The sequence below is a fragment of the Pseudomonas sp. AP3_22 TE3818 genome (genome assembly GCF_053628995.1).
The window spans coordinates 3,691,380-3,717,848 of the sequence record NZ_JBRJHL010000001.1 but is presented as its reverse complement, the minus strand read 5'-3'; the positions used below and the strand labels follow the sequence as shown (position 1 = coordinate 3,717,848).

Below are 26,469 nucleotides of genomic sequence, written 5' to 3'. Positions count from 1 at the left end.
GGGAGCAGTCATCGATGAATCTCTCGGGACCTTTCATCAAGCGCCCGGTCGCGACCATGCTGCTGAGCCTGGCGATCATGTTGCTGGGGGGCGTGAGTTTCGGTTTGCTGCCCGTGTCGCCGCTGCCGCAAATGGACTTTCCGGTGATCGTGGTCCAGGCCAGCCTGCCCGGCGCCAGTCCCGAGGTGATGGCGTCGACCGTGGCCACGCCGCTGGAGCGCTCCTTCGGCGCCATCGCCGGGGTCAACACCATGAGCAGCCGTTCCAGCCAGGGATCGACCCGGGTGATCCTGCAATTCGACCTCGACCGCGACATCAACGGCGCGGCGCGGGAAGTGCAGGCGGCCATCAACGCCTCGCGCAACCTGCTGCCCAGCGGGATGCGCAGCATGCCGACCTACAAGAAGGTCAACCCGTCTCAGGCGCCGATCATGGTGTTGTCGCTGACCTCGGATGTGCTGGAAAAAGGCCAGCTCTATGACCTGGCCTCGACGATACTGTCCCAGAGCCTGTCCCAGGTGCAGGGTGTCGGCGAGGTGCAGATCGGCGGCAGTTCGCTGCCGGCGGTGCGTATCGAACTCGAACCGCAGGCGCTGAACCAGTACGGCGTGGCCCTGGACGATGTGCGCAACACCATCGCCAATGCCAACGTGCGCCGGCCCAAGGGTTCGGTGGAAGACGATCAGCGGCTGTGGCAGGTCCAGGCCAACGACCAGTTGGAAAGGGCCAAGGACTACGAGTCGCTGATCATCCACTACAACGGCGGCGCGGCCCTGCGCCTCAAGGACGTGGCCAAGGTCAGCGACGGCGTCGAAGACCGCTACAACAGCGGTTTCTTCAACGACGACGCGGCGGTGCTGCTGGTGATCAACCGGCAGGCCGGGGCCAACATCATCGAGACGGTCAACGAGATCAAGGCGCAGTTGCCGGCGTTGCAGGCGGTGTTGCCGGCCAGCGTCAAGCTGAACCTGGCCATGGACCGCTCGCCGGTGATCAAGGCCACGCTGCATGAAGCGGAAATGACCCTGCTGATCGCCGTGGCGCTGGTGATTCTGGTGGTGTTCCTGTTCCTCGGTAACTTCCGTGCCTCGCTGATCCCGACCCTGGCGGTGCCGGTGTCGCTGGTCGGTACCTTTGCCGTGATGTACCTCTACGGCTTTTCGCTGAACAACCTGTCGCTGATGGCGCTGATCCTGGCCACCGGTCTGGTGGTGGACGATGCCATCGTGGTGCTGGAGAACATTTCCCGGCACATCGACGCAGGCGTGCGGCCGATGAAGGCGGCCTACCTCGGCGCCCAGGAAGTCGGCTTTACCTTGCTGTCGATGAACGTGTCGCTGGTGGCGGTGTTCCTGTCGATCCTGTTCATGGGCGGGATCATTGAAAGCCTGTTCCGCGAATTCTCCATCACCCTGGCGGCGGCCATCGTGGTTTCGCTGCTGGTGTCGTTGACCCTGACCCCGATGCTCTGCGCCCGCTGGCTCAAGCCGCACACGCCGGGGCAGGAAAACCGCCTGCAACGCTGGAGCCGGCGGGCCAACGACTGGATGGTTGGCAAATACGCCACCAGCCTCGACTGGGTGCTGCGCCACAAACGCCTGACGTTGCTCAGTCTGTTCGTGACAATCGGCGTTAACATTGCGCTGTATATTTTTGTTCCTAAAACATTTTTACCTCAGCAGGATACCGGTCAGTTGATCGGTTTCGTGCGCGGCGACGATGGCCTGTCCTTCAGCGTGATGCAGCCGAAGATGGAGATTTTTCGCCGTGCGGTGCTCAAGGATGAGGCGGTAGAAAGCGTCGCCGGCTTCATCGGCGGCAGTAACGGCACCAACAACGCCTTCATGCTGGTACGCCTGAAGCCGATCAAGGAGCGCAACATTTCCGCGCAGAAAGTCATCGAACGCCTGCGCAAGGAAATGCCCAAGGTGCCCGGCGCACAGCTGATGCTCATGGCCGACCAAGACCTGCAGTTCGGTGGCGGCCGTGAGCAGACCACCTCGCAATACTCGTACATCCTGCAAAGCGGGGATCTCGGGGCGTTACGCGAGTGGTATCCGAAAGTCGTCACTGCGCTCAGGGCCTTGCCGGAACTGACGGCCATCGATGCGCGGGAAGGCCGGGGCGCCCGGCAAGTGACCCTGATCGTCGACCGCGACCAGGCCAAGCGCCTGGGTGTCGACATGGAGATGGTCACGGCGGTGCTGAACAACGCCTACAGCCAGCGGCAGATTTCGACCATCTACGACAGCCTCAACCAGTATCAGGTGGTGATGGAGGTCAACCCGAAATACGCCCAGGACCCGATCACCCTCAAGCAGGTCCAGGTCATCACCGCCGATGGTGCGCGGATCCCGCTGTCGACCATCGCCCATTACGAAAACAGCCTGGAAAACGACCGGGTCAGCCATGAAGGCCAGTTCGCCTCGGAAAGCATTGCCTTCGACATGGCCGAAGGTGTGACCGTGGAGCAGGGTGGTGCCGCCATCGAACGGGCGATTGCCAAGGTCGGGCTGCCGGAAGAGGTGATTGCGAAAATGGCCGGCACAGCCGACGCTTTCGCGGCGACCCAAAAAAGTCAGCCGTGGATGATTCTGGGGGCGTTGGTGGCGGTGTATCTGGTCTTGGGTGTGCTGTACGAAAGCTACATTCATCCGCTGACCATCCTGTCCACCTTGCCGTCGGCCGGGGTCGGCGCGTTGCTGTCTATCTATGCGCTGGGCGGCGAGTTCAGCCTGATTTCGTTGCTGGGGCTGTTTCTGCTGATCGGCGTGGTCAAGAAAAACGCGATTCTGATGATCGACCTGGCGTTGCAGCTGGAGCGGCATCAAGGCATGGCACCGCTGGAATCGATTCGCAGTGCCTGCCTGCAACGTTTGCGACCGATCCTGATGACCACCCTGGCGGCGATCCTCGGCGCCTTGCCGTTGCTGCTGAGCCGCGCCGAAGGGGCGGAAATGCGCCAGCCGCTGGGCCTGACCATCATCGGCGGGCTGATCTTCAGCCAAGTGCTGACGCTTTACACCACGCCGGTGGTTTACCTCTATCTCGACAAACTGCGCCATCGCTTCAACAAATGGCGTGGCGTGCGTACCGATGCTGCTCTGGAAACTCCGCTATGACTGAACGTTCGCTTTTCAACCTGGCTGCACCGCTGATCACGGCTCGAGGCTCGCGTCTGCTGAGCCTGTCACTGTGCGTGGCGATGCTCAGTGCCTGCGCCGTCGGTCCGGATTACCAGCGCCCGCAAACTGCGGAGCCGGCGCAGTACAAGGCCGCAGAAGGCTGGCGCCAGGCCAACCCGAGCGATGCCCTGGCGCGCGGCGCCTGGTGGGAGCTGTATGGCGATCAACAGCTCAATGGACTGATCGAGAAGCTCAACAGCTCCAACCAGACCGTCGCCCAGTCCGAAGCCCAATACCGTCAGGCCCAGGCCTTGGTGCGCAGTGCACGCGGGGCGTTTTTCCCGACGGTCGACCTGAACGTCAGCAAGAACCGTTCAAGCCAGGGTACCGGCAGCAGCAACTCCAGCCTGAGCAGTTCGTCCAGCGGTATTCGCGACACGTATTCGGCCCAGGCGGGCGTCAGTTGGGAGGCGGATGTGTGGGGCAAGTTGCGCCGAGGCCTGGAAGCCGACACCGCGAATGCCCAGGCAAGCTTTGCCGATCTGGCGGCCATGCGCCTGAGTCAACAGTCGGAGCTGGTGCAGAATTACCTGCAATTGCGCGTGATCGATGGCCAGAAGCGCCTGCTGCAGGACACGGTCGAGGCCTATCAGCGCTCCCTGAAGATGACCGAGAACCAGTACCGCGCCGGCGTATCGGGCAAGGACGCCGTGGCCCAGGCCCAGACGCAGCTAAAGAGCACCGAAGCGGACATGATCGATCTGATCTGGCAACGTGCGCAGTTCGAGAACGCCATCGCCGTGCTGATCGGCCTGCCGCCAGCGGAGTTCAGCCTGGCGGAAAGCCAGGACATTCCGCAGTTGCCGCAAGTGCCGCCAGCCCTGCCTTCGCAGTTGCTGGAGCGTCGCCCGGACATCGCATCCGCCGAACGCTCGGTGATGGCTGCCAACGCCAACATCGGTGTGGCCAAGGCTGCTTATTACCCGGACCTGACCCTGAGCTTGAACGGTGGTTACAGCAGCAGTACCTCGAAAGACTTGTTCAGCCTGCCGAACCGCTTCTGGTCGGTCGGGCCGCAATTGGCCATGACCCTGTTCGACGGCGGCCAGCGCTCGGCGGAAGTCGACCGCAGTGAAGCGGCCTATGACGAAACAGTGGCCAAGTATCGCCAGACTGTGCTGGACGGATTCCGCGAAGTGGAAAACTTCCTGGTGCAACTCAAGGTCCTGCAGGATGAAGCCGTCGTGCGCCAACAGGCACTGGACGCCGCCCGTGAATCGTTGCGCCTGACCCAGAACCAGTACAAGGCCGGCTTGATCGCATACATCGATGTGGTGGTGACCCAGGCGGCGGCGCTGAGCAATGAGCGCAGCAACCTGGACCTGTTGCAAAGCCGCCTGATCGCCAGCGTGCAGTTGATTGCCGCGCTGGGTGGTGGCTGGGACGGGCAGCTTGAGGTGAGCGAGAGCCAATAAAGGTTGAACGCTGCAATCCCTGTAGGAGCTGGCTTGCCAGCGAAAGCGCTGTGTCAGGCGACAACAATGCTGGACCTGATGGCCTCTTCGCTGGCAAGCCAGCTCCTACAGGTTTTTGTGTCCGATGCGAGTTAATGTAAAACCTTAAAACAAGCGTTTCATCGGACTGATGGCCCTTTGCTTATTTTGTGAGTGCGTTCTCATTCGGAATCAGTACAATCGCCGCATTTTCCCCCGGCGAAAATCAATATCATTAACGGGGGCATTCGCGAGAAGTCCGCATGCTCATCGGTAGCTATTCCCCCACCCTGGTTATCATTTCGCTCTGTGTCGCGATTCTCGCATCCTATACCGCACTCGACCTGACCGGACGCATTGCCACTGCCAAAGGCCGCGCCGTGCATTTGTGGACCGCGGGCGGGGCCATTGCCATGGGCATCGGCATCTGGTCGATGCACTTTATCGGCATGCTCGCATTCAAGCTGCCGATCGATCTGGGTTATGACGGCGCAATCACTCTGTTGTCGCTGTTGATCGGGGTACTCTCCAGCGGTTTTGCGCTGTGGCTGGTCAGCCAGCCGCAACTGCCGGCCTGGCAACTGGCCTTTGGTGCGCTCGTCATGGGCGCCGGCATCAGCGCGATGCACTACACCGGCATGGCTGCCATGCGCATGCAACCGGGCATCGACTATGACCCGACGCTGTTCGGCGCTTCGCTGATGATCGCTGTCGGTGCCTCGGGCGCGGCATTGTGGATCGCTTTCCGTTTGCGCCAACACACGCCTTATGTCCGTCTGATCCGTGGCGGTGCCGCTGTGATCATGGGCATCGCCATCGTTGGCATGCACTACACGGGAATGGCCGCCGCGCGCTTTGCCGACGGCAGCTTTTGCGGAGCAGCGGTTGATGGGTTGAGCGGCAAGGGCCTGGACAACCTGGTGCTGATCACCACGCTGGCGGTGCTGAGCATCGCCTTGCTGACCTCGATCCTCGATGCACGCCTGGAGGCCCGCACCGCGAGCCTGGCCCAGTCGCTGACCGAAGCCAACCGTGAACTGACCCAACTGGCCCTGCATGACACCCTCACCGGGTTGCCGAACCGGACGTTGCTCGCCGACCGAATCGATCAGGCCATGTCGCGGGTTCGTGAAGAGGGTGGTTGCTTTGCCCTGATGTTCATCGACCTGGACGGCTTCAAACCCGTCAACGATGCCTTTGGCCACCACATGGGCGACTTGCTGTTGCGCGAAGTGGCCCTGCGCCTGCGCGAAGACTTGCGCAGTCAGGATACCCTGGCGCGGATCGGCGGCGATGAGTTTGTGTTACTGGTGCAATTGAGCGAACAGAACGATGCCTTGAACCTCGCGGCCCGTCAGGTCGGGTTGATCGCGCAGGCGTTCCGGGTTGCCGAACATGATTTGCACATTTCCGCCAGTGTCGGCATCGCGCTCTATCCGGGTAACGGGCAGTCCGCCCACGAATTGCTGATGAACGCCGACGCGGCGATGTACCACGCCAAAGGCGCCGGTAAAAACGGCTACAGCTTTTTCGATGCCTCGATGAACAACAACGCGCGCAAGCAGCTGCAATTGCTGCAGGACTTGCGCAATGCCGTGGAACATCAGCAATTCAGCCTGCATTACCAGCCCAAGTTCGATGCCGCCAATGGCCGGCCGGTGGGCGCCGAGGCCCTGTTGCGCTGGGAGCATCCGACGCAAGGGCTGCTGTTGCCGGACAAATTCATTGAACTCGCGGAAAAAACCGGGCTGATCATTCCGATCGGCGAGTGGGTGCTCAACGAAGCCTGTCGCCAGATGCGCGAGTGGTACGTGCTGGGCTATACCGATTGGCGCATTGCCGTGAACCTGTCGGCCATCCAGTTTTGCCATGCCGGACTGGTCCAGAGCGTCGCCAAGGCGCTGGCGACTCACCATCTTCCGGCCAATAGCCTGACCCTGGAAATCACTGAAACCACCGCCATGAGCGATGCCGACGCGAGCATGACGGTGCTTCAGGAACTCTCGGAAATGGGCGTCGACCTGTCCATCGACGATTTCGGCACCGGTTATTCGAGTTTGATGTACCTCAAGCGCCTGCCGGCCAACGAGCTGAAGATCGACCGCGGTTTTGTCCGCGACCTGGAGCGCGACAGCGATGACGCCGCCATCGTTTCGGCCATCGTGGCGCTCGGCCAGGCGCTGGGGTTGCGCATCGTTGCCGAAGGTGTGGAGACGGGCTCGCAGCAGGACTTCCTGACGCAACTCGGCTGCGACTCGTTGCAGGGTTACCTGTTGGGGCATCCGTTGCCGGCCGAAGGTTTCATGATGGAAATCCATCGCTCGGAGCGAATGGCGCTGGCTTGACAGTCCGTGTCATCGTTCATCGCGGGCAAGCCACGCTCCCACAGAATATGCAAAACCTGTGGGAGCGTGGCTTGCCCGCGATGGCGTCTGTGCAAACGCCACCGAAGCCATGCAAAAACCGCCAATGGCGGTTATTCTTGCCCCCGACCGCTTAAGCTTTGATTGGGGGAAGGCTCGCATGGACAAAGTCATCGTCATCACCGGCGGCAGCCGCGGCATTGGTGCCGCCACCGCACTGTTGGCCGCCGCGCAGGGCTATCGGATCTGCATCAACTACCAGGCGGACGAAAAGGCCGCACTCGACGTGCTGGAGCAAGTCCGCGCCCTCGGTGCGCAAGCCATTGCAGTACGGGCCGACGTCAGCATCGAAGACGAAGTCATCGCGCTGTTCCATCGGGTCGACAATGAACTGGGCCGGGTCACCGCGCTGGTGAACAACGCCGGCACCGTGGGGCAAAAGTCCCGGGTCGACGAAATGTCCGAGTTCCGCATTCTCAAGATCCTGAAAACCAACGTCCTGGCGCCGATCCTCTGCGCCAAGCACGCGATCCTGCGCATGTCCCCCAAACACGGCGGGCAGGGCGGCAGCATCGTCAACGTGTCCTCGGTGGCCGCACGCTTGGGCGCGCCCAACGAATACGTTGATTACGCGGCGTCAAAAGGTGCGCTCGACACCTTCACCATCGGCCTGTCCAAGGAAGTGGCGGGAGAGGGGATCCGTGTCAACGCCGTGCGCCCGGGTTACATCTACACCGATTTCCATGCCTTGAGCGGCGATCCGGACCGGGTCAGCAAGCTTGAATCGGCAATTCCCATGGCCCGCGGCGGGCGTCCGGATGAAGTGGCGGAGGCGATTGTCTGGTTGTTGTCGGACAAGGCGTCTTATGCGACGGGGACGTTTGTTGACCTGGGTGGTGGACGCTGAGTTGAGCCTGCAAGCGTCCACCTGTTATTTCTGACAGTAGACGCTGCTGACAAGGGCGCCTAGATTGGCAACGAGCCACGCAACCGAACACTGCGTGTGTTGAAGCCTCTCAAAGTCGGGCGCCCTGTGCATGGACATTCACACACCAACGCTGAGCGCCGTCGACCCTCGGGGTTTAGCCGTTCGTGTGGTGGCTTATCACCGTCGCAGGGCCAGTGAGCCGCCCGAGTCACGGGTCACGCATCAGCAGTATGACGGGGCTGGCCGTCTTGCTCGGCAACGCGATCCGCGATTGTTTGCGTTGCTTGATGCGCCTTCAAACCTGTCCACCACTTACAACCTTTCGAATCAGCCGCTGTGCAGCGACAGTGTCGATGCCGGCTGGCAAGTCGATTTACCCGGCCCCGCCGGGCAGGTAATCGAGTCATGGGATCAACGGGGTTGGCATCGTCGCACCGAGCATGATTCGTCGCTGCGGCCGGTGGCGATGTTCGAGCAAGGCGTCGGTGAGGCAGAACGCTGCGTCGAGCGCATCCGATGGGGCGCAGCCACGGATGAAGAGGCCCGGCACAATCGCTGTGGTCAGCCGATCCGACAGGATGATCCGGCAGGCAGTCGATTGCTTTCCGATTACGGGATGTCAGCGGCGGTACTGATTGATACTCGACATTTTTTGAACAGTATTGATCCGCCCGATTGGCCCCTTGTAGAAACGGAGCGCGACCGTCTGCTGGAACCGGGCGAGGGCACACAGGCATCCTGGTCCTTCCTGCCTTCGGGCGAGCTCTCGCATCAGACCGACACCAAAAGTCACACCCGACATTTCACCTATGACCGCGCCGGGCAACTGCATTCGGTCGGGCTGCAACGGGCTGGTCAATCCACCACCGACACGCTGGTCAATGCCATCGAGTACAACGCCTTTGGCCAGATAGAACAGGAGCGGGCAGGCAATGGCATGCGCACCTCCAGCAGTTATGACCCGGCCAATGGACGCCTGACGAACCTCGATACCCAAGGCCCCGCTCAGGGATATTTGCAGAAGCTCAGTTACGGCTACGACCCGGTTGGCAACATCAGCGAAATCGCCGATGCGGCGCTGCCCATTCAGTACTTTGCCAATCAGCGCATCGATCCGGTGCGGCGCTTCACCTACGACACGCTGTACCAGCTAATCAGCGCCACCGGTTGGGAAACCGCCAAGCCGTCGTTGGGGCCGGCATTGCCCGACTGGCAAGGATTCGGCCCGCCGGACGCCAGTCGCTGGTGCAATTACACAGAGACTTATTATTACGATGAAGCGGGCAATCTGCTGCAGCGTCTGCATCACGGTGCGGTAGACGACACGTTGATCATGGGCGTGGCATCGCACAGCAATCGCAGCGTGAAAGATCGAGCCGGTCAGCCGGCCATTGACGAGCTGTTCGACGCTCGCGGCAACCTGCTGGTCTTGGAGCCGGGCCAAGCGTTGAACTGGAACGGGCGCAATCAGCTGACGCAAGTCACCCAGGTTGCGCGACTCGATAACGTCGATGACCAGGAGCGATATGTCTACGATGGGCAAGGCATGCGCCTGCGCAAGTGTGTGACAGTGGCGGCAAAATCCGTCGTTCACACGTGCGAAGTGCGTTACTTGCCGGGCATCGAGTTGCACAACAACAGTGCCACCGGGGAGCAGTTGCAAGTCATCACTGTTCAAGCCGGGCGCTGCAGCGTACGCCTGCTGCATTGGGACAGTCCGCCGCCAGCGGGATTGGATAACGATCAGTGGCGTTACTGCTTCGACGATCACCTGGGATCGAGTGCCTTTGAGGTCGATGCACAGGCTAAAACCATCAGCCAGGAAGTCTATTACCCCTTCGGCGGTACGGCGTGGTTGGCGGGGCGGCACGAAGTGGAAACCAGCTACAAGACCATTCGTTATTCGGGCGAAGAGCGGGATGCGACGGGGCTTTATTACTATGGCGCGCGGTACTACGCACCGTGGTTGCAGCGCTGGTTGAATCCGGACCCGGCGGAGGATGTGGATGGGTTGAATTTTTATCGGTTTGTCAGGAACAATCCTATTAATTTTTTGGATCAACAAGGTCACTTCCCAACACTGTCTAATTTGTTTTCTCGTTACGGTGAATTTTTACGGTCCACTTTTTTTGATCACAAAATCAAGGCACGAGGGATAGACGAAATATCCACGCTTTATCCGGACAGGGGAGCGACACTAGATGACGCTTTCGGTGGTTTGGAAATTTTGCTGGAGCTTGCTATTTCCGAATTGGACGAGCCCAGTAGCAAAGATATTTATTCTGCAAATTTTGGGGGGGAGGCGCCATCAAGTTTTGATTACTTTAAACACGGGTTTATCGAAATGCTGTCAGAGGTGGAACTCATAAAAAGCAAGCCGGATAGAGTTGTTTTGATTAAAGGGAGTGATGCGAATGCTTATGTCAATAAGTTCGATTTTGAGCGAAATATTTACATTGAAAAGAGCACTTTAAGTCCCCGCTTTCCGGAAGTTTTGCTGTGGACCTTAGGTCACGAGTTAACTCATTTGAATAGTGTTTTTAATTCGGGGGATTTTTGGTATTTTGGTCCCCAAGACGACCCCGCTCTAAACAGTCCCCCATTTGACATGGTTAGGAGGCCCGAAAAAATTTTATCCGGGGAGGTGACTGAGGAGAACTTTGTGAATTCTTTTGGTTTACTTTGGCAGACGGGGGCGATTTCCTTAGCTGGCGCTGTGGAGGTCTTTAACAAGTCTCCAGAAGTTAGAACTCGTTTGGCGCTTCATAATGCTGATACGTTGATTAATTTTGCTTCGTCCTTAGCAAATGCACGAGTTATGAGGGATCAATTCAAAAGGACCTGACAATCCGCCCCAACGTCTCCATGGCCTTCTCCGCAGCCTCATCCCACGGGCTCCCATAATTCAACCGAATACAATTCCTGAACCTTTGCGTCGGCGAAAAAATCGGCCCCGGCGCAATGCTGATCCCCTGCGCCAGTGCCATCTGAAACAACTTCAACGAATCCATCTGCTCTGGCAATTCCAGCCACAAAAAGTACCCGCCCGCCGGTTGGCTGACCCGGGTCTGCGCCGGGAAATAGCGGGCGATGGCGGCGAGCATGGCGGCTTGCTGGTCTTCCAGCGCGTGACGCAATTTCCGCAGGTGCCGGTCGTAGCCGCCGTGTTGCAGGTAGTCGGCGATCGCCGCCTGGGCCGGCATCGAGGCGCACAGCGAAGTCATGAGTTTCAGTCGTTCGATTTTCTGCGCATAACGCCCGGCGGCGACCCAGCCGATGCGGTAACCGGGGGCCAGGCTCTTGGCGAACGAGCCGCAATGCATCACCAGGCCTTCGGTATCGAATGCCTTGGCCGGTTTCGGGGCTTGTTGACCGTAATACAGTTCGGCATAGACATCGTCTTCGATCAGCGGCACCTGGTGGCGACGCAGCAGTTCCACGAGCTGCTGTTTCTTGGCCTCGGGCACGGTGGCACCCATGGGATTCTGGAAGCTGGTCATGCACCAGCAGGCCTTGATCGGATGGCGTTCAAGCGTTTGTTCGAGCACGCCGAGGTCGATGCCGTCGCGCGGGTGCACGGGGATTTCCACGGCTTTGAGTTTCAGCCGTTCGAGCACTTGCAGGCAGGCGTAGAACGCCGGAGCTTCGATGGCCACCAGGTCGCCAGGTTGCGTCACCGCTTGCAGGCACAGGTTGAGGGCTTCCAGGGCGCCGTTGGTGATCAGCAGTTCTTCCATGGGCAGCATCAGTCCGCCGACCATGTAGCGCAGGGCGATTTGCCGGCGCAGTTGCGGGTTGCCGGGCGACAGGTCGGTGACCACCATGCGCGGGTCCATCTCGCGGGTGGCGCTGGCCAGGGAGCGGGACAAGCGTTGCAGGGGGAACAGCGTCGGGCTGGGGAATGCCGAGCCGAAGGCCACGGTGTTCGGGTCCTTGATCGAGTCGAGTACCGAAAACACCAGTTCGCTGACGTCGACTTCCGTGGATTCGTTGACCTGGCTGCTGATCACCGGCTCGGAAAACGGTCGCGGCGCATGGGCATTGACGAAATAGCCGGAGCGCGGACGGGCGCGGATCAGCCCGCGACGTTCCAGCAGGTAGTAGGCCTGGAACACCGTCGATGGGCTGACGCCGTAGGTCTGGCTGGCGTAGCGCACTGACGGCACACGCTGGCCCGGTCCGAGGACGCCGGAGCGGATCAGTTCTGCGATGTCGTCGGCGAATTTTTCGTAGCGTTTCATCGGTGTCCTGCAATGGAGTCGTTTCGATTAATTGTGGTGAGGGGGCTTGTCGGAACGCCGAACCGCCCCGTTCGGCTGCGCAGCAGTCGTAATGCCTGAGTGTCAAATCTATCTGTATGACAAAGAAGGGCCGCTACGCAGCCCAACGGGGGCAAGCCCCCTCGCCACAATGGATTGCATTGCCAAAACAAGACTGCACTTCACCAAGGTCAACATCTTAAAGGCTCAGCGATTCATCGGCGCAACAAACCGGCTCTTCGCCACGCTGTAGACACCAGGCTCATCGCTGTCGACCACCTTGAAGCTGATGCTCTGCGAACTGCTGGCCGGGCGCTCCGAGAGCATCGCCACCGACACCGGCAGATCGACAATCTCACCCGGCGCCAGACTGAACACGGTCTTGCCCTGCAATTCGAAATCATCGGCATCGACAAGGCGCAATTGGTAGTCCTGACGCTGCTGAGTCTTGTTGATCACCTTCAGGCTGTAGATGTTTTCGATCTGCCCCCGGCTGTTTTCGCGGAACAGACCCCGGTCCTTGCTGACGTCGAGCGAGACCATCGGCCGTTCCACCAATGCCACCACCAGGGCGGCGATCATCACCAGCAGCACGGCGGTGTAGCCGATCAGGCGCGGACGCAGCAGGTGGGTCTTGCCACCTTGCAACTGATGTTCGGAGGTATAGCTGATCAATCCTGGGGCGTAGCCCATTTTGTCCATGATCGAATCGCAGGCGTCGATGCACGCGGCGCAACCGATGCATTCCATCTGCAAGCCATCGCGGATGTCGATGCCGGTCGGGCAGACCTGTACGCAGAGCTGGCAATCAATGCAATCGCCCAAACCGACCTCGGCGGGTTTGACCTCGCGTTTGCGCGGGCCACGGTTTTCGCCACGGGCCACGTCGTAGGAAATGGTCAGGGTGTCTTTGTCGAACATCACGCTCTGGAACCGCGCGTAAGGGCACATGTGCATGCACACCGCTTCACGCAGCCAGCCGGCATTGATGTAGGTGGCACCGGTGAAAAACAGCACCCAGAACAGGCTGACGCCGCTCATTTGCAAGGTCAGCAGTTCTTCGGCCAGCGGCCGGATCGGGGTGAAATAGCCGACGAAGGTCAGGCCGGTCAGCAGGCTGATGGCCAGCCACAAGGTGTGTTTGGCCGAGCGACGCATCAGTTTGTTGACACCCCACGGCGCGGCTTGCAGCTTGATCCGTTGGTTGCGCTCGCCCTCGGTGACTTTCTCGCACCACATGAAGATCCAGGTCCACGAACTTTGTGGGCAGGTGTAGCCGCACCAGACCCGTCCGGCAAACACGGTGATCGCGAACAGGCCGAACGCGGCGATGATCAACAGTGCCGACAGCAGGATGAAGTCCTGCGGCCAGAAAGTCGCGCCGAAGATATGGAATTTACTTTCGGAAAGATCCCAGAGCACCGCCTGGCGGCCGCCCCAGTTCAACCACACGGTACCGAAAAACAGCAAAAACAGAAAACCCGCGCCGCTGATGCGCAGGTTGCGGAACAGTCCGGTGAAGCTGCGGGTGTGGATCAGGTTGTCGCTGGTTCTGGCCTTCGTCTTTGGACGCGAAGGCTCGAATGTTTCTACGGTTCGGACGGGGATTCTTTCGCTCATGGTCTTTCGCTCATCAGCCTCCATCAGGCATGAGCACTATGAGCGGCGATCTGTTTGCATAACAGACTCAGGTATCGCATTAAAAAGCGGATCAGATGGCGATGTCCGCCCGGCCTGCGACAACTTGAAGCACCCGTCGCACAAAGGTGCAAACGCCTAGGCAAAACAGCTGCGGCGGGTGTTGATCAACGTCAGTCAAATCACCGAATCACTGTCGGTGGCTTTCAGGTGCCGGCGTCCATCCACCGCGCCTGCGACGGTCAAGGCGTCGGCTTCCGCTTCGGTGATGTAGATGCGCTGGCCTTCGATGTCCACCGCCGACATGGCTTTGCGACCATCGGTGACGATGGTCACGTCAGGACACAGACGAATTTCTTCGCCATTTTCAGTGGTGAAAAAGCAGGTCTGGTTCTCGATGCGCACGGTCATGGCGGAATCCTTTTTCAGGGGTATCTGAAGTTTCAGGCCGCCACCGCCGGTCATCGTTCTGTGCAACCGATTAATGGTCGCTGCGGTCCACTCTCCATGGCTCCTCACAAGGACAACACCATGAACGCCTGGTGGCACGAAGTCTGGGTGACCCTGCAAGCCGAGTTCGCCGACATCACCGATGCCTCGCAATTGACGCGGATGACCGTGCGTCTGTTGATGGCCGCCGTACTGGGCGGGATTCTCGGGTTCGAACGCGAGCACCAGGGCAAGGCCGCTGGCGTGCGCACCCACATGCTGGTGGCGATGGGGGCGGCGCTGTTCGTGCTGGTGCCGCAGATGTCCGGGTCTCAGGCCGATGCCATGAGTCGGGTCGTGCAGGGCGTGATTGCCGGGATCGGCTTTCTCGGGGCCGGCACCATCCTGAAAAACCACGAAGGCGACGAAAGCGACGTCAAGGGCCTGACCACCGCCGCCGGCCTGTGGATGACCGCCGCCATCGGCGTCGCCACCGGACTGGGCCGGGAGGCTACGGCAGTGCTCAGCACGCTGTTGGCGCTGGGGGTGTTCAGTGTGATGCCGAGGATTGTGAAGCTGATTGACAAGGATCATCCACCCTAGGAGCTGTCAGGAATTCACCCTGTCTGCACAAGTCGCTTCACAGCCTGACTCCTGCTCGTTGCTCTGCGTTTCCGAGAGTTCGTGCTGGCTGTAGTCCATATCACTGTGCAGCAGATGTTTCTCCAGTTCCCTGATGATTGAGCTTTTGGTTGATTGTTCAGAGGGATTGCGTTCGGCTTCGAAGCAAAGAAATTGGTAGTTGAATATTTTCAAGAGATGTCCAGCCGTCGGTGGGTCGTTCACGGTGTAGCGCGTGGTGCTGTGCGCTAGCGCTGTTTGCGAATTCGCTGACGCTGGAAAAAAACGTTTTCATGGCTAACCACACTCAAGGCTGAAGAAGTGATGGCTATATAAGGCGCGGGGTGTAAGTTTCGTAAAGTGTCGGACGGGCAGAATGGGCGCTTTAGGATCGGTACTACAGGTACTTGGGAAACGTCATTCATTTTTGATGATCGTTCCTGGTGTCGAGGCAGGAACGATCAACTGTCTTCATTCAGGATTCACAATCACCGGCGGCATCGTCGCTGGCGGTTCTTCCCTTGGCTGCGGGGTCGTGCCGGGCGGGTCCTGTTCGGGCACCGGTTGTGGTTCGCTGGGGGGGATCACCGGGTTGTCGATGTTTGGATCGGGGGTTTCAGCCGGGAATGGATTGTTCATTGTTGAGGCCTCCGGTGGCACATGGCGTGAGTCGTGCTTTAGTAGGTTGACTGCTGTGCGAACGATTTGATTCCGCAAATTGGTGATGAACTTTTCCCGGCGGCTGTCGCTCGGAACCTAAGTGAGTACGTTCCGGGGCGGATTGCCCAACGGGATGGCGACCCGACACAAGCGCGTCCATGGGGCGTAAGGAGAGAGGCTCGATGACGGCTGAAAAACCGACTGAGTTGAGCTACAACCCGCACATGCCGCTGTCGCAGGCGCTGTTGCTGCCGCGCATTGTCATAGAAAACATCATGCCGACCCTTGAAGGCGGGCAGTTCGCGGTCAAGGCGGTGGTGGGCCAGGATGTGGTGGTGACGGCGAAGGTGTTTGCCGACGGGCATGACAAGCTGGCGGTTCGCGTGCGCTGGCGGGCCGAAGACGAGGACGTCTGGCAAAGCGCGGTCATGCAGGATCTGGGCAACAACGGCTGGCAGGGGCAGTTCCGGGTGAACAGTCAGGGCCGTTATCTGTTCTGTATCGAAGCCTGGATCGATCAGTTCGCCAGTTTTCGCTACGAACTGGAAAAGAAGCATGTGGCAGCGGTGCCCGTCAGCCTCGAATTGCAGGAAGGGCGGATTCAGGTGCAGCAAGCCGCCGAGCGCAGTGAGGGGCAACTCAGCGAGCAATTGGCGGCATTGCACCATGAACTGGCAGGGCTGCTCGAAACCGAGCAGGTCGCACTGTTTTTGCACCCGCGTAGCGCCGACCTCATGGCCCGCGTCGATCATCGTGCCTACCTGAGCCTGAGCCCGGAGTACCCGGTGGATGTGGAGCGCGAGTTGGCGCAGTTCGCCAGTTGGTATGAGTTGTTCCCGCGTTCGATCACTGACAGTCCGGAACGCCACGGTACTTTCAACGACGTGCATTCGCGGCTGGCGATGATCCAGGACATGGGCTTCGACGTGCTGTATTTCCCGCCGATCCACCCGATCGGGCGCAGCTACCGCAAAGGCCCGAACAACTCACTGACGGCAGGCCCCGATGATCCGGGCAGCCCCTATGCGATCGGTAGCGAGGAGGGCGGGCACGAGGCGATTCACAAACAGTTGGGGACTCGCGAAGACTTCCGCCGACTGGTCTCGGCCGCTGCGGCCCACGGCCTGGAAATCGCCCTCGACTTCGCCATCCAGTGCTCCCAGGACCACCCATGGCTCAAGCAGCACCCCGGCTGGTTCAACTGGCGACCTGACGGCACGATCAAGTACGCGGAGAACCCGCCGAAGAAATACCAGGACATCGTCAACGTCGACTTCTATGCCCCCGAGGCGATTCCGAGCCTGTGGGTGGAGCTGCGCGACATCGTGGTGGGCTGGGTCGAGGAGGGCGTGAAGATCTTTCGCGTCGATAACCCGCACACCAAGCCGTTGCCGTTCTGGCAATGGCTGATCGCCGATGTACGGGCGCTGTACCCCGAAGTGATCTTCCTGGCCGAGGCCTTTACTACTCCGGCAATGATGGCGCGCCTGGGCAAGGTCGGTTATTCCCAGAGCTACACCTATTTCACCTGGCGCAACACCAAGGCCGAACTGGCGACTTACTTCACTGAGCTTAACGAATCGCCGTGGCGCGAGTGCTACCGGCCGAATTTTTTCGTCAATACCCCGGACATCAACCCGGCGTTCCTGCATGAATCCGGGCGCCCCGGGTTCCTCATTCGCGCCGTGCTGGCGACCATGGGCTCGGGCCTGTGGGGCATGTATTCGGGTTTCGAGTTGTGCGAGTCGGCACCGGTGCCGGGCAAGGAGGAGTACCTCGACTCCGAGAAGTACGAGATCCGCCCCAGGGACTTCAACGCGCCGGGCAACATCATTGCCGAGATTGCCCAGCTCAACCGCATCCGTCGGCAGAACCCGGCGCTGCACACGCATCTGGGCCTGAAGGTCTACAACGCCTGGAACGACAACATCCTCTACTTCGGCAAACGCAGCTTTGACGGCAGCAACTTTATCCTGGTGGCGGTCAGTCTCGATCCGCACAACGTGCAGGAAGCGAATTTCGAGTTGCCGCTGTGGGAAATGGACCTGCCCGACGACGCCAGCACCCAGGGCGAAGACCTGATGAATGGCCATCGCTGGACCTGGCATGGCAAGCATCAGTTCATGCGGATCGACCCGGCGTACCAGCCGTTCGGGATCTGGCGCATCACCGCCTCATAAATACATCACAGGCATCTCTGGCGAGAGGGCAGCGTAGACCTGTAGGAGCCGGCTTGCCGGCGATGGCTGCGCATCATTCTACATGGATGACGCCTGACACACCGCTATCGCCGGCAAGCCGGCTCCTACAGGAGGCAGGCGTCCCATCCAAAGTTTCCCGGCTCTGTGGTGGTTACTTTGAATTGAACAGGAGTTTCACATGGCGAAGAAACCCAAGGCAGCCACGTTCATCAAGGACCCGCTCTGGTACAAGGATGCGGTGATCTATCAAGTACACGTCAAATCGTATTTCGACTCCAACAACGACGGGATCGGCGACTTTCCCGGCCTCATCGCCAAGCTCGACTACATCGCCGACCTGGGCGTCAACACCATCTGGCTATTGCCCTTCTATCCCTCGCCACGGCGCGACGACGGTTATGACATCGCCGAGTACCGCGGCGTGCACAGTGACTACGGCACCATGGCCGATGCCAGGCGTTTCATTGCCGAGGCTCACAAACGCGGCCTACGGGTAATCACCGAACTGGTCATCAACCACACCTCCGACCAGCACCCTTGGTTCCAGCGCGCACGCAAGGCCAAACCCGGATCGGCGGCGCGGGATTTCTACGTGTGGTCCGACGACGATCAGAAATACGACGGCACCCGCATCATTTTCCTCGACACTGAAAAGTCCAACTGGACCTGGGACCCGGTCGCCGGCCAATACTTCTGGCACCGTTTCTACTCCCACCAGCCGGACCTGAATTTCGATAATCCGCAAGTCATGAAAGCGGTGCTGTCGGTGATGCGTTACTGGCTCGACATGGGCATCGACGGCTTGCGCCTGGATGCGATTCCCTACCTGATCGAGCGTGACGGCACCAACAACGAAAACCTGCCGGAAACCCACGACGTCCTGAAAAAGATTCGCGCCGAAATCGACGCCAATTACCCCGACCGCATGCTGCTGGCGGAGGCCAATCAGTGGCCGGAGGACACCCAGCTGTACTTCGGCGACACCGACAAGAAAGGCCTGAACGGCGACGAATGCCACATGGCCTTTCACTTCCCGTTGATGCCACGCATGTACATGGCGCTGGCCCAGGAAGATCGCTTCCCGATCACCGACATTCTTCGCCAGACCCCGGATATCCCCGCCAACTGCCAATGGGCGATCTTCCTGCGCAACCACGATGAGCTGACCTTGGAGATGGTCACTGACAAGGAACGCGACTACCTGTGGAATTATTACGCCGCCGACCGTCGCGCGCGGATCAACCTGGGGATTCGCCGGCGTCTGGCGCCGCTGGTGGAGCGTGACCGACGCCGGGTCGAACTGCTCAACAGCCTGCTGCTGTCGATGCCCGGCACGCCGACCCTGTACTACGGCGACGAGATCGGCATGGGGGACAACATCTACCTCGGCGACCGCGATGGCGTGCGCACGCCGATGCAATGGTCCATCGACCGCAACGGCGGTTTCTCCCGCGCCGACCCGGCCAGCCTGGTGCTGCCACCGATCATGGATCCGCAATACGGCTACTTGTCGGTCAATGTCGAAACCCAGGCCGGCGACCCGCATTCGCTGTTGAACTGGACCCGGCGCATGCTCGCCGTGCGCAAGCAGTCCAAGGCCTTCGGGCGCGGTACATTGAAGATGCTGTCGCCGAGCAACCGGCGGATTCTGGCCTACACCCGTGAATACACAGGAGCGGACGGCAAACGCGAAGTCATCCTGTGCGTGGCCAACGTGTCGCGCAGTGCCCAGGCCGCCGAACTCGATTTGTCGGCCTACGTCGGCATGGTGCCGGTGGAGATGCTCGGGGGTAACGCGTTCCCGCCCATCGGCCAGTTGAATTTCCTCCTGACCCTCGCGCCCTACGGCTTTTACTGGTTCGGCCTCGCTGCGGAAAACCAGATGCCCAGCTGGCATGTGGAGCCCGCACAGAGCCTGCCGGACTTCACCACGCTGGTGCTGAAAAAACGCATGGAGGAACTGCTCGAAGCACCGTCACGCCACACCCTTGAGCAGAGCATCCTGCCCAGCTGGCTGCAGAATCGTCGCTGGTTCGCCGGCAAGGACGCCGCCATCGAGCAGGTCGATCTGGCCTACGGTGTGCGCTTCGGCGATGCGCAACATCCGGTGCTGTTCAGTGAGATCAATGTCACCAGCGGTGGCCAAAGCAGTCGCTATCAGTTGCCGTTCGGCTTTATCTCCGAGGATCAGGTCGGTACCCCGTTGCCGCAGCAACTGGCGCTGTCGCGGGTACGGCGCGGACGCCAGGTCGGCCTGATCACCGATGCCTTCAGCCTGGAGACCTTTGTGCATGCGGTATTGCAAGGGATTCAGGCCGGCACCGTATTGGGCTGCAGTGATGGCGACATTCGCTTCGAGGCCACCGCCGAACTGGAAAAACTCGGCCTCAATGCCGACTCGCCGGTGCGCTACCTGTCGGCGGAACAGTCCAACAGCTCGGTGGTGATCGGCAACAGCATGGTGTTGAAGCTGATTCGCAAGGTCGCCAGCGGCGTGCACCCTGAACTGGAAATGAGCGCCTGTCTGACCGCCGCCGGGTTCAGCAATATCTCGCCACTGCTGGGGGCCGTGGTGCGCCGGGACGGGGCGGGTGAAGACAACCTGCTGATGATCGCCCAGGGCTACCTGAACAATCAGGGCGATGCCTGGGAATGGACGCAAAACAATCTCGAACGGGCGCTGCGCGATGAACTGGCCGACGCCATGTCCGAGCAGGAGCAACACTACAACGCGCTCGGCGAACTGAAAGATTTTGCCGGTATGCTGGGACGGCGCCTGGGGGAAATGCATCAGGTGCTGGCAGCGCCGAGCGCCAACCCGGACTTCTTGCCGCAGGTCACCACGCAGAAGGAGGCGCTGGCCTCGGCCAGGGATGTCGCAACGCAAATCGAGCACGCGTTGAACTTGCTCAAGCAGCATCAAAATCAACTCGCCCCGGCGGACCAGACCCTGGTCAGCCGTTTACTGGACAACAAAAAAGCCATTCTCGGACATGTGCAAGCGTTGGGTAAAAAGACCGCGGGCGGCTTGCGCATTCGTGTGCACGGCGACCTGCATCTGGGCCAGGTGCTGGTGATCAAGGGCGATGCGTACTTGATCGACTTCGAGGGGGAACCGGCGCGGCCCTTGCATGAACGACGGGGCAAACACAGCCCGTACAAGGACGTCAGTGGCGTGCTGCGATCCTTCGACTATGCGGCGGCAATGGCGATCAACGTGCACAACGTCGATAACACGGCGGCGGCCGATGCCGCGCGTGTGCGGGTCACCGAGCGCTATTTGAGTGAAGCGCGAACAGCATTTGTCGACGCCTATCGGCTGGCGGCAGCTAGTCTTGCCCATGCATGGCAAGATCCGGAAGGCGAGGACGCTGCGCTGGCGTTGTTCGGTCTGGAGAAGGCGGCGTATGAAGTGGCCTATGAGGCGGAAAATCGCCCCACCTGGTTGCCCGTGCCGTTGCACGGTTTATATGGATTATTGAGTGGGCTTAAACCCTTTTCCGATCTTGGTGGAGAGTAGTCATGAGTGTCTCGAACAAGGAACAGGGTCATCACAAAGAAGCGCTGCTGCCCGGCGCACGGGATATCGATGCCTTGGTGCGTGCCGAGCATATCGATCCCTTTGCCATACTCGGCCCCCACGGTGATGGTGCCGGTGGGCAGTTCATCCGCGCCTATCTGCCGGGCGCCCTGAGTGTAGAGGTGCTGGCCAGGGACTCGGGCGAAGCGCTTGGGAATCTTCAAGCCACAGAGACGCCGGGGTTGTTTGTCGGGCATTTCGACCGCCCGCAAGCGTATCTGCTGCGCACCCGCTGGGCCGGCGGCGAGCAGACGGCCGAAGACCCTTACAGCTTCGGCCCGTTGCTGGGCGACATGGATTTGTACCTGTTTGCCGAAGGTAATCACCGCGACCTCAGTGCGTGCCTCGGTGCCCAGCTCAAAACCGTGGACGGCATCGACGGTGTGCGCTTCGCGGTGTGGGCGCCGAATGCGCGGCGGGTGTCGGTGGTGGGTGATTTCAACGTCTGGGACGGGCGCCGCCATCCGATGCGCCTGCGGCATCCTACCGGGGTCTGGGAGTTGTTCATCCCACGCCTGCAGGCGGGGGAGGCTTACAAGTACGAAATCCTCGGTGCCCACGGCATCTTGCCGTTGAAGGCCGACCCGATGGCGTTGGCCACCAGCTTGCCACCGGACACCGCCTCGAAAGTCGCTTCACCTTTGAAAGTCGACTGGCAGGATCAGGACTGGATGATCGCCCGTGGCGACCACCAGCGGGTGACGGCGCCCTTGTCGATCTACGAATTGCACGCCGGTTCGTGGCAATGCGAGCTGGACGACCTGGGTGAAGTGGCCCGCCAGTACACCTGGCCGGAACTGACCGAACGACTGATACCCTATGTCAAAGACCTGGGCTTCACCCACATCGAACTGATGCCGATCATGGAGCATCCGTTCGGTGGATCATGGGGCTATCAACTACTGTCGCAATTCGCGCCGAGTGCGCGATATGGCACGCCGGACCAGTTCGCCGCGTTCGTCAACGCCTGCCACCAGGCGGGCATCGGGGTGATCCTCGATTGGGTGCCGGCGCATTTCCCCACCGATACCCACGGCCTGGCCCAGTTCGACGGCACAGCCCTGTACGAGTACGGCAACCCGCAAGAAGGCTTTCACCAGGACTGGGACACGCTGATCTACAACCTGGGGCGCACCGAAGTGCACGGCTACATGCTGGCGTCGGCGCTGCACTGGCTCAAGCATTTCCACGTCGATGGCCTGCGGGTCGATGCGGTGGCCTCGATGCTGTACCGCGACTACTCGCGCAAGGCCGGCGAATGGGTGCCGAACCGCCACGGCGGGCGGGAGAACCTGGAAGCCATCGACTTCCTGCGCCACCTCAACGATGTGGTCGCCCTGGAAGCACCCGGTGCGCTGGTGATCGCCGAGGAATCCACCGCCTGGCCGGGCGTCAGCCAGGGCACGCAACAGGGTGGCCTGGGCTTTGCGTACAAATGGAACATGGGCTGGATGCACGATTCGCTGCATTACATCCAGCAGGACCCGGTGTACCGCGCCCATCACCACAACGAGCTGAGTTTCGGCCTGGTGTACGCCTGGTCCGAGCGCTTCATCCTGCCGATCTCCCACGACGAAGTGGTACACGGCAAACACTCGCTGATCGACAAAATGCCCGGCGACCGCTGGCAGAAATTCGCCAACCTGCGGGCCTACCTGAGTTTCATGTGGGCGCATCCGGGCAAGAAGTTGCTGTTCATGGGCTGTGAATTCGGCCAATGGCGCGAGTGGAACCACGACCAGCAACTGGACTGGTACTTGCTGCAGTACTCCGAGCACAAGGGCGTACAGAAACTGGTCGGCGACCTCAATCGCCTGTACCGCGAAGAACCGGCGCTGCACGACCAGGATGACGTACCGCAGGGGTTCCAATGGCTGATCGGCGATGACGCGATCAACAGCGTTTATGCGTGGCTGCGCTGGAGCAAGGACGGCCGGCCTGTGCTGGTGGTGGCGAACTTCACACCGGTGCCGCGTGAGGCTTATCGCGTTGGCGTGCCGTTTGCGGGGCAGTGGAACGAGGTGCTCAACAGCGATTCGTCGATTTATGCGGGTTCCAATTATGGCAACAGTGGCGGGGCGGTTGCAGAGGAAACGCCGAGCCATGGGCAGGCGTTGTCGCTGGTGCTGAATTTGCCGCCGTTGGCGGTGTTGATGTTGCGGCCGGAGGGGTGATCCGGGACCGCATCGCTGCCTTCGCGAGCAGGCTCGCTCCCACAGGTTCCTTGTGATCCTGTGGGAGACTCCATTTTGCAGGGAAATCCTGCAACCTCAAACTCGGCTGGTATTCACCTTTGTTTTCCTGAATCCTTAATGCGGCAACGGACTTCTGGGACCTGTATACCCCCGTTTTTCGTGAAGATGGATAATTCGGTTTGCCTTATCAACTTCTATAACATCAAAGTCTGCGTGTGGTGTAAATACAGATCCTTTTACTGCCGATGCAGAAGTTGCGCCGTTCATATTTGCGGCGCTAAAACCTTTTATTTTAAAGATGCCACCTTCTAAGTTGGATCTGAATTCTTCGGCAACTGATTGATCGAGGGATACTGAGAGAAAACTCATGGAATGAAGTACGGTGCCACTTTCTTTGGCTGCTTCGTAAGCATTCAATGCCGCGTCGGTTAATCTGCCTCCTCGAAAATAAGTTCGAAGTTTTGTATTTTCTTGATGATATATTTGGTGGCTTACACTTTTGGCATCGTCTAAACCGAAGACGCTAGCCGCTATTTTGATGTGTTTTTTTAATGCTATCCCGCTGCGTCCTTCAAATAGCTTGTCATGTCGATCCCGTATTTCGCGTATTACGGTTGTTTCATCTATTTTTATTTTTGATCCTTTTCTCATTGCATTATTGATCGTGTCTGATCCATGGGTTGTTGTGTATAGCGCGATAAATGTTTTTATGTCGTATTTATTTTTTGGGGTGGGGATGTTTTTTTTGGATGGGGTGACTACCACTTTGCTTGTCTGTGGCGCTTCGGTTGTAGCGGTTGCTACAAAGCCCAGCCCTGACATGATCGTACCAGCATACTGTTTTGGGTCAGCACCTTTTCCCTTCAAGTACTGATTAACAACATCAAGGACATCCTCTTGAGAAAGGTTGCCCATGTCACGTTTGATGGTGTTTGTTATACGGCTAATATCAGCAGTTGTTAGTTCTACCCCTGCATGCCCTTCCAGATCTCCAAGATTGATGGGGCTGTTGCTCACCATCGCATACAAATTCATCCCATCCACATATCCCGCCGGATCCGGATTAGTCCACCGCTGCAACCACGGCGCGTAATAGCGGAACCCATAGTAATAAAGCCCCGTTGCGTCCCGCTCCTTGCCTGAATAACGCACCGTCTTGTACTTGGCTTCTGTGGCCGAGCGGGCCGCGAAACACGCCGTGCCACCAAAGGGGTAATACCATTCCTGGCTGATCAGGTCGGCATTCTGGTCCAGTTCCAGGGCGCTGGACTGCAAGTGGTCGTTGAGGCTGTAGCGCGCTTGATTGTTGGCGATGTCCTTGGGCTGTCCAGCGACCCAATGCAGCACCTGCACGCTGTTGCTGCCCGCGCTGGCAGTGATCACATGAAGGACTTCCCCGGTGCCACCGTGACTACGGATCTCCACGCCGGGCAGGTAGCGCACTTCACTGACCAACGTACGGGCATTGGTCTGGCTCGCCCGGAGCTTGCGCACGCGTTGGCCGCCGCCGTCGTAGATATAGCGTTCGTAGTCGTCCTCTGCCTCCTCGCGCACCACCGGGCGCACGACGGTGAGTTGATTGCGCAAGTCCCACTCCAGCTTCTGGCCGACCTGCAGTTCACGCAGGTTGCCATTGGCATCGAACCCGGCGGCCAGCTCCGCTTCAGTCGGTGGCCGGCCGTTGCGTTCGGGCAGGCAGCGGTTGCTGTATTGGGCGCGAGTCAAAAGGCGGCCGTGGGCCTGGGCGCCGACGTGTACCAGGTTCAGCAGGTTGCCGCCGGCGTCGTAGTGGTAGGTCTGGGTGTAGTTGGCGACTTGGCTGGGGTCGGGGGGCAGGGGTTGCAGGTCGGGCAGGGCGGGGCCGCCATGGCCGGTTTTGGCTTCCCAGCCGCTGGCTTCGATCAGTTGATCGAGAGTGTCGTAGCGGTAGGTCTTAAGCGGTTCGATGCGCTGGTTGTTGAAGTAGCGGATCGGTTGGGCGGCGTCTTCGAGGCTTAGCACGTTGCCGGTGGCGTCGTAGCGGTAGCGCAAGTCTTGAAGGGGGGTGCCATCGGCTTTGTGCGCGCTCAAGCCAATGAGGCGTCCGTCCGCGAGGTCGTAGCGATGGCGGGTGATGACGCGGTTGCCGGCGGTTTCCGCCTCGATCTGGCCGAAGGCGTTGTAATGGAGATCGCTGACCAGCGTGATCTCGTCCTCACCGACCAAGGTCAACCGGGTGTCTTTCAATTCGCCGGCGACGGTGTAGGCAAAGCGCTGACGGTTACCCAACGCATCCGTTTGCTGGAGTGGTTCAGCGCCTGGCGAGTAGACATGGGACGTGGTGGCGCCATCGCCGGTTTCCAGCAAGGCGTCGCGGGCGGCTTCGTTCGCAGGCCAATCCGGTGTGTTGGCATCGCGCAAGAAGTGCCGAATCTGTTGCAGCACCGCGCCGCCGAGCCCCAACTCCTTCAGATGCAGCGTGCCAGCCGGATCGTCATGGCGAATCAGTTGGCCGCAGAGGTTGTGCACGGCTGTGTCAGCATCAACCCCTGCATAGGTAAAGCGTTCAATCACGTGTTCAGCGCTATCACCACCACGTTCTCGCACAGCCACGGGGCGCAACAGTGCATCGAACTCAGTCAGCGTGCGACTACCACGACCGTCCCAGCGCTCAAAAATTTGCCCGGCAGCACCCTGCAACGCGACCCGCCACCCGGCGTCGACGTTGTCACTCGCCAACGGCACGCCGGAGAGGGTGAACACTTGGCTGAGGTTCGCCGGGACCGACGCATCGTTCTGCGCCAAGGCAAACAGGTACGGATCACGGCTGGCCACCGGTCGCCCGGCGGCATCGAAGCGTTGATGCGTGACGCACACGTCAACCGGATCGACCACTTGCCGCCGATGGTATTGAATGGCCCTGACCGTCAGCCCGCGCGCGTCAGAAACCGCAAGGGTGGGCGTACCGTGATGCGCATGGTCCACAGACATCCGTGCC

At 60.0% G+C, this 26,469-nt stretch carries 15 protein-coding genes; 9 read left to right on the top strand and 6 right to left on the bottom strand.

Going from position 1 to position 26,469, the window contains the following annotated elements:
• Window positions 1-14 precede the first annotated feature (14 nt).
• From AB7M25_RS16725 to AB7M25_RS16705, 5 genes are all read left to right on the top strand, one after another.
• Window positions 15-3,122 (top strand): efflux RND transporter permease subunit, encoded by a 3,108-nt coding sequence (locus AB7M25_RS16725; RefSeq protein WP_454237668.1) that lies wholly within the window; start codon window positions 15-17, stop codon window positions 3,120-3,122.
• Entirely contained in the window at window positions 3,119-4,600 is a 1,482-nt protein-coding gene (locus tag AB7M25_RS16720; RefSeq protein ID WP_429393719.1) for an efflux transporter outer membrane subunit, read from the top strand. The genes AB7M25_RS16725 and AB7M25_RS16720 overlap by 4 nt, the downstream gene beginning before the upstream one ends.
• A 281-nt stretch (window positions 4,601-4,881) precedes the next feature.
• Window positions 4,882-6,963: a putative bifunctional diguanylate cyclase/phosphodiesterase gene (locus AB7M25_RS16715; protein ID WP_429382268.1), complete on the top strand. Its 2,082-nt coding sequence runs from the start codon at window positions 4,882-4,884 to the stop codon at window positions 6,961-6,963.
• Between the two features lie 178 nt (window positions 6,964-7,141).
• A complete protein-coding gene (locus AB7M25_RS16710) occupies window positions 7,142-7,888 on the top strand; it encodes an SDR family oxidoreductase (protein WP_429382270.1) in 747 nt (248 codons plus the stop codon).
• Window positions 7,889-8,018: 130 nt separating this feature from the next.
• Window positions 8,019-10,754, top strand: a complete 2,736-nt coding sequence (locus AB7M25_RS16705; protein WP_454237667.1) for an RHS repeat domain-containing protein — start codon at window positions 8,019-8,021, stop codon at window positions 10,752-10,754.
• Here the strand turns inward: AB7M25_RS16705 and mapR are convergent.
• The 3 genes from mapR to AB7M25_RS16690 all read right to left on the bottom strand — a co-directional run bounded on the left by mapR (window position 10,741) and on the right by AB7M25_RS16690 (window position 14,217).
• Complete coding sequence (gene mapR, locus AB7M25_RS16700; RefSeq protein WP_007974376.1) at window positions 10,741-12,150, bottom strand: GntR family transcriptional regulator MpaR; 1,410 nt, start codon at window positions 12,148-12,150, stop codon at window positions 10,741-10,743. The two genes, AB7M25_RS16705 and mapR, sit on opposite strands and share 14 nt — an antisense overlap.
• Window positions 12,151-12,375: 225 nt before the next feature.
• The gene (ccoG, locus tag AB7M25_RS16695) at window positions 12,376-13,788 is read right to left on the bottom strand and encodes a cytochrome c oxidase accessory protein CcoG (protein WP_429382275.1); all 1,413 of its coding nucleotides are present in this window, start codon (window positions 13,786-13,788) and stop codon (window positions 12,376-12,378) included.
• Window positions 13,789-13,983: 195 nt separating this feature from the next.
• Window positions 13,984-14,217 carry a DUF3203 family protein gene (locus AB7M25_RS16690; RefSeq protein WP_218474169.1) on the bottom strand — a complete coding sequence of 78 codons (234 nt, stop codon included), beginning with the start codon at window positions 14,215-14,217 and terminating at the stop codon, window positions 13,984-13,986.
• Between the two features lie 120 nt (window positions 14,218-14,337).
• Here AB7M25_RS16690 and AB7M25_RS16685 point away from each other — a divergent pair, with 120 nt between their 5' ends.
• Window positions 14,338-14,838, top strand: a complete 501-nt coding sequence (locus AB7M25_RS16685) for an MgtC/SapB family protein (RefSeq protein WP_429382277.1) — start codon at window positions 14,338-14,340, stop codon at window positions 14,836-14,838.
• 6 nt (window positions 14,839-14,844) lie between these two features.
• Here the strand turns inward: AB7M25_RS16685 and AB7M25_RS16680 are convergent, their stop codons facing one another.
• Together AB7M25_RS16680 and AB7M25_RS16675 are read right to left on the bottom strand one after the other, a co-directional pair.
• Window positions 14,845-15,081 (bottom strand): hypothetical protein, encoded by a 237-nt coding sequence (locus AB7M25_RS16680; RefSeq protein WP_429382279.1) that lies wholly within the window; start codon window positions 15,079-15,081, stop codon window positions 14,845-14,847.
• Window positions 15,082-15,327: 246 nt separating this feature from the next.
• Entirely contained in the window at window positions 15,328-15,495 is a 168-nt protein-coding gene (locus AB7M25_RS16675; protein WP_429382281.1) for a hypothetical protein, read from the bottom strand.
• Between the two features lie 203 nt (window positions 15,496-15,698).
• Here AB7M25_RS16675 and AB7M25_RS16670 point away from each other — a divergent pair, with 203 nt between their 5' ends.
• The 3 genes from AB7M25_RS16670 (at window position 15,699) to glgB (ending at window position 23,471) form a co-directional block, all read left to right on the top strand.
• A complete protein-coding gene (locus tag AB7M25_RS16670; protein ID WP_429560810.1) occupies window positions 15,699-17,696 on the top strand; it encodes an alpha-1,4-glucan--maltose-1-phosphate maltosyltransferase in 1,998 nt (665 codons plus the stop codon).
• A 199-nt stretch (window positions 17,697-17,895) separates the two neighbouring features.
• Window positions 17,896-21,237 carry a maltose alpha-D-glucosyltransferase gene (gene treS / locus AB7M25_RS16665; RefSeq protein ID WP_454237666.1) on the top strand — a complete coding sequence of 1,114 codons (3,342 nt, stop codon included), beginning with the start codon at window positions 17,896-17,898 and terminating at the stop codon, window positions 21,235-21,237.
• Between the two features lie 2 nt (window positions 21,238-21,239).
• Window positions 21,240-23,471 carry a 1,4-alpha-glucan branching protein GlgB gene (glgB, locus tag AB7M25_RS16660; RefSeq protein WP_429560808.1) on the top strand — a complete coding sequence of 744 codons (2,232 nt, stop codon included), beginning with the start codon at window positions 21,240-21,242 and terminating at the stop codon, window positions 23,469-23,471.
• A 135-nt stretch (window positions 23,472-23,606) separates the two neighbouring features.
• Here the strand turns inward: glgB and AB7M25_RS16655 are convergent, their stop codons facing one another.
• The gene (locus tag AB7M25_RS16655) at window positions 23,607-26,462 is read right to left on the bottom strand and encodes an RHS repeat-associated core domain-containing protein (protein WP_454237665.1); all 2,856 of its coding nucleotides are present in this window, start codon (window positions 26,460-26,462) and stop codon (window positions 23,607-23,609) included.
• Between the last annotated feature and the right edge of the window lie 7 nt (window positions 26,463-26,469).

Excerpts from the sequence above, each read along its gene's own strand:
- AB7M25_RS16725 (WP_454237668.1), top strand. The coding sequence starts at position 15 with ATGAATCTCTCGGGACCTTTCATCAAGCGCCCGGTCGCGACCATGCTG.
- AB7M25_RS16720 (WP_429393719.1), top strand. The coding sequence starts at position 3,119 with ATGACTGAACGTTCGCTTTTCAACCTGGCTGCACCGCTGATCACGGCT.
- AB7M25_RS16715 (WP_429382268.1), top strand. The coding sequence starts at position 4,882 with ATGCTCATCGGTAGCTATTCCCCCACCCTGGTTATCATTTCGCTCTGT.
- AB7M25_RS16710 (WP_429382270.1), top strand. The coding sequence starts at position 7,142 with ATGGACAAAGTCATCGTCATCACCGGCGGCAGCCGCGGCATTGGTGCC.
- AB7M25_RS16705 (WP_454237667.1), top strand. The coding sequence starts at position 8,019 with ATGGACATTCACACACCAACGCTGAGCGCCGTCGACCCTCGGGGTTTA.
- mapR (WP_007974376.1), bottom strand. The coding sequence starts at position 12,150 with ATGAAACGCTACGAAAAATTCGCCGACGACATCGCAGAACTGATCCGC.
- ccoG (WP_429382275.1), bottom strand. The coding sequence starts at position 13,788 with ATGAGCGAAAGAATCCCCGTCCGAACCGTAGAAACATTCGAGCCTTCG.
- AB7M25_RS16690 (WP_218474169.1), bottom strand. The coding sequence starts at position 14,217 with ATGACCGTGCGCATCGAGAACCAGACCTGCTTTTTCACCACTGAAAAT.
- AB7M25_RS16685 (WP_429382277.1), top strand. The coding sequence starts at position 14,338 with ATGAACGCCTGGTGGCACGAAGTCTGGGTGACCCTGCAAGCCGAGTTC.
- AB7M25_RS16675 (WP_429382281.1), bottom strand. The coding sequence starts at position 15,495 with ATGAACAATCCATTCCCGGCTGAAACCCCCGATCCAAACATCGACAAC.
- AB7M25_RS16670 (WP_429560810.1), top strand. The coding sequence starts at position 15,699 with ATGACGGCTGAAAAACCGACTGAGTTGAGCTACAACCCGCACATGCCG.
- treS (WP_454237666.1), top strand. The coding sequence starts at position 17,896 with ATGGCGAAGAAACCCAAGGCAGCCACGTTCATCAAGGACCCGCTCTGG.
- glgB (WP_429560808.1), top strand. The coding sequence starts at position 21,240 with ATGAGTGTCTCGAACAAGGAACAGGGTCATCACAAAGAAGCGCTGCTG.
- AB7M25_RS16655 (WP_454237665.1), bottom strand. The coding sequence starts at position 26,462 with ATGTCTGTGGACCATGCGCATCACGGTACGCCCACCCTTGCGGTTTCT.